Genomic DNA, 2,865 nt, shown 5'->3' on the forward strand with positions numbered 1-2,865 from the left:
GGTCAGGACACTGACGCCCTGGGCTGAGGACACCACTTCTACAAGGCAGAGTGCATCGCCGACGGCGTCCCGTTCCGCAAGGGCCCGCCGCGCACTGTCAGCGACGGCGAGGAGGCGACCTCGGCCTGAAGTTGTTCTTCCCGTTCCAGGTCCCACGGTGCGATGTCGCCGCGCACGCTCCGTGCCATGGCCGTTCCCTCACTCCAGACGAAGGCAACGGGCACCGCCACAACCATGGCTACCACGGCGACTCCGGCATCGAAGGCAAGGCGTACGGCGCCGAGTGCACTGGCCATCGTTTCGGTAACAGCCATCAGGTCCTTCTCCGTTTCTCCGAGGGCCGCACCGGGAAGGAACCCGACCAATGCCGCCAACGGCGGTGCTGCGCCTGTGAATCAATGGTTACTTATGAATCAGTGGTTACTTAGCGAACGTTACGACAGAGTTTCTCCTACTCGCGAGTAAGAGAACAGGCGGCCGGTTTTCACTTTTGCACCACGCTCGAGGTGACGCTGGTCCTCGTCGCTGCCAGTGTCCCGGGGATGGTGTAGAGGATGGCGAAGACGATCAGTTGACCGCCGCGGAACGGCGGCGATTCTCGGAAGCGCTGCGGGCGATTCAGCTTGTCATGCTCGAGATCAACCTGGAGCCCGACACTGCCCAGGAGTTTGCGGCGCTGGCCGCCGAGTACGACACCACGGTCAGCGCACTCATTGCGGATCGTGTTGCACCGTTTCCTGGAAGCCCTCGGCCGCTACGAACACCCGATGCTCCGCGAGGCCGAGCGGACCGGACTGTCCGACCGGGTCGACGTGATGGTCAACCCCTCCAGCAAGCAACGGATCTGGGCACCTCGCCGGCCTATACGGCGACACGCTCAACACCGCCTTGCTCCGCGTCGCGCTACGGCGCCAGCTCGACGAGCCCGGTGACCTCACCGGGGACCTGGAAACCATCGCCCCACGAGATCTATCCGGCCAGAGCGAATGTGCACTTCGACGCCCCGCTGCGCGACAAGCTCGACGGGTTGGCCGCTCGGGTCGGGTCCGATCGCGCCGAGTTGATGCGTCTGGCCGCGAAGCGTGAGCTCGAGGATCCAGGCTTGATCGAACAAGCCGTGAACGACGACGAGATCTTCCGCAGTGAGAAGCACAAGAAGATACTCATGGCCCGCCACGCACGCCGCCAGACGCATCGCCACACGCAGCCGCCCAGCTGATCGCACCGGATATCCCCTCGGCATCAAACGAACTCACTGGTCAGCAAGCTGGCCGATTCGTGGCAGGAGTGTCCCGTTCCGATGTACCCGCCTCCGGCGGTTACTAGGACACCTGCGGTGGCCCTGATTCGAACTCCGCTGCGCTCCGCGCTCTGTTGAAGAACATCGTTCTTTTGACCTGCTGGTCGTTCCGATTCTGATCGACGGCGGCCGGGGAACAACCCCTGGCGGCGCAAGCGCCGGCACAAGGCTCCGAGAACTTTCCCAACCCACTCGCTTCGCTCGCAGAGAAACTTCTCGGCCCAGGGGTTGCACCCCATCCTGATACCGCCGATCCGACTCTCCCTTGCCAGCAGGGCAAAAAGAACGATCGGGCCGCGCGAGTGGTCCGGCATCGCAGGAGAGGTCACTGACATATGCGCACACCATCATCCATCGACCGCCGACAGATCCGGGACCACGGCGTCTTCGAAGAGATCTACTCCCGCGAGCTGACCCGACTGGCCGCGGTCGGCGTCGCCAATCCCGAGGTGATCTCGACCGGCGGCAACTGTTACGCCCTCACCGGCGATGCCGGTTACGCACCCGATGGCCGGTCGATCTACCTCCTCGCCACCACCAACGGCGATCCCGCTCTGACCACCGAGACGCCCGTCACGAGCTGGGCTGTCGGCCTGTATGAGACCCAGGGTGACTCGGTCGCTCTGGCAATGGGCGAGGCCAGTGTCGAGGCACTCGCAGACTCCCCCGATCCACTCGGCTGCGCGGTCACCCGCGCCCGCACGGCACTGCACCAGTACGCCGGCGAGGCCCCGGACGGGAAGTCCGCTCTCATCGGAGATCAGGGCTTGACCTGGGTCCCCGCGTAACACACATCCATTACCGAAGGAGAACGGAAAACAATGTCGAAGAACATCTTCCAGGCCGGCGACCGGGTCATCATCGACCCCTGGTCGCGACCAAGGATATGAAGGGGCGCGTTTTCGAGGTGGTGCGCCGGTTGAAGGTGAACTATGAGCTCAAGCCGCTCGACGGTGTCGGCCCCGGGGTGAGGGCGCAGCCGGAGGTGCTGATGCCCGCGCCCGAGGAACTGCTGGCGAAGCCGATCGTCGTGGTCGCGCCCTTATCGCTTGGCTCCATCGCCGCCGCCAGCGCGCAGGTGGCCGAAGTCTGACACAGGATCAGCCCGCTAGTGCGGTGCATGGCGGGCACATCCTGACGGGCCACATACCGATCCGTCGCACAATGAGCCCACCCGGCAGCAGCTATCTGCCCGGTGTGCTCGCCCAATTAGGAAGGGAGAGCGACCACCATGACCGATCCGAGACACCAACTCCCCCAGCTCGACCTCTTCACCCCGTGCGCCGTCCACGCCTGCGACGTCCCAGTCGTCGAACCCGGTGACGTGTGCACCGGATGTCAGGACGCCTTCGGTCACATGCTGCAACCCCGACCCACCGCACCGTGCGTATCACCGCAGTTCGAGCCCGCGCACTCCGCCGGCATCCCGGAGCGGAACAGGCCGAGCCCCACCGCCGGCGCCAGCGAGCCCACGCGGAGGGCAAATCAGACGTGTTGGCTGTGCGAGCAACGCCGGACCTGCAAGACGGTGCGTGGCCGTTGGGAATGTCGAGTGTGCACCCGCG

At 65.0% G+C, this 2,865-nt stretch carries 5 protein-coding genes; 4 read left to right on the forward strand and 1 reads right to left on the reverse strand.

What is annotated here, in order from left to right; genetic code table 11:
* Positions 1 to 38: 38 nt before the first annotated feature.
* Positions 39 to 314 (reverse strand): hypothetical protein, encoded by a 276-nt coding sequence (locus tag WAW17_RS30235; protein ID WP_422336534.1) that lies wholly within the window; start codon positions 312 to 314, stop codon positions 39 to 41.
* A gap of 614 nt (positions 315 to 928) precedes the next feature.
* Between WAW17_RS30235 and WAW17_RS30240 the strand changes: the two genes are divergently transcribed.
* The 4 genes from WAW17_RS30240 to WAW17_RS30255 all read left to right on the forward strand — a co-directional run.
* Positions 929 to 1,219: a hypothetical protein gene (locus WAW17_RS30240; RefSeq protein ID WP_422336535.1), complete on the forward strand. Its 291-nt coding sequence runs from the start codon at positions 929 to 931 to the stop codon at positions 1,217 to 1,219.
* Between the two features lie 416 nt (positions 1,220 to 1,635).
* Positions 1,636 to 2,088, forward strand: a complete 453-nt coding sequence (locus WAW17_RS30245) for a hypothetical protein (protein ID WP_422336536.1) — start codon at positions 1,636 to 1,638, stop codon at positions 2,086 to 2,088.
* Between the two features lie 98 nt (positions 2,089 to 2,186).
* Positions 2,187 to 2,393, forward strand: coding sequence for a hypothetical protein (locus tag WAW17_RS30250; protein WP_422336537.1), 207 nt, complete (start codon positions 2,187 to 2,189; stop codon positions 2,391 to 2,393).
* A 138-nt stretch (positions 2,394 to 2,531) separates the two neighbouring features.
* The coding region (locus WAW17_RS30255) for a hypothetical protein (RefSeq protein WP_422336538.1) at positions 2,532 to 2,865 on the forward strand (334 nt) is incomplete at its 3' end.

It is taken from the genome of Rhodococcus sp. (in: high G+C Gram-positive bacteria) (genome assembly GCF_049286785.1).
Lineage (GTDB): Bacteria > Actinomycetota > Actinomycetes > Mycobacteriales > Mycobacteriaceae > Rhodococcus_F.

Bases quoted from the DNA above. Each gene is read 5' to 3' on its own strand.
- WAW17_RS30235 (WP_422336534.1), bottom strand. From the start codon at position 314: ATGGCTGTTACCGAAACGATGGCCAGTGCACTCGGCGCCGTACGCCTT.
- WAW17_RS30245 (WP_422336536.1), top strand. From the start codon at position 1,636: ATGCGCACACCATCATCCATCGACCGCCGACAGATCCGGGACCACGGC.
- WAW17_RS30250 (WP_422336537.1), top strand. From the start codon at position 2,187: ATGAAGGGGCGCGTTTTCGAGGTGGTGCGCCGGTTGAAGGTGAACTAT.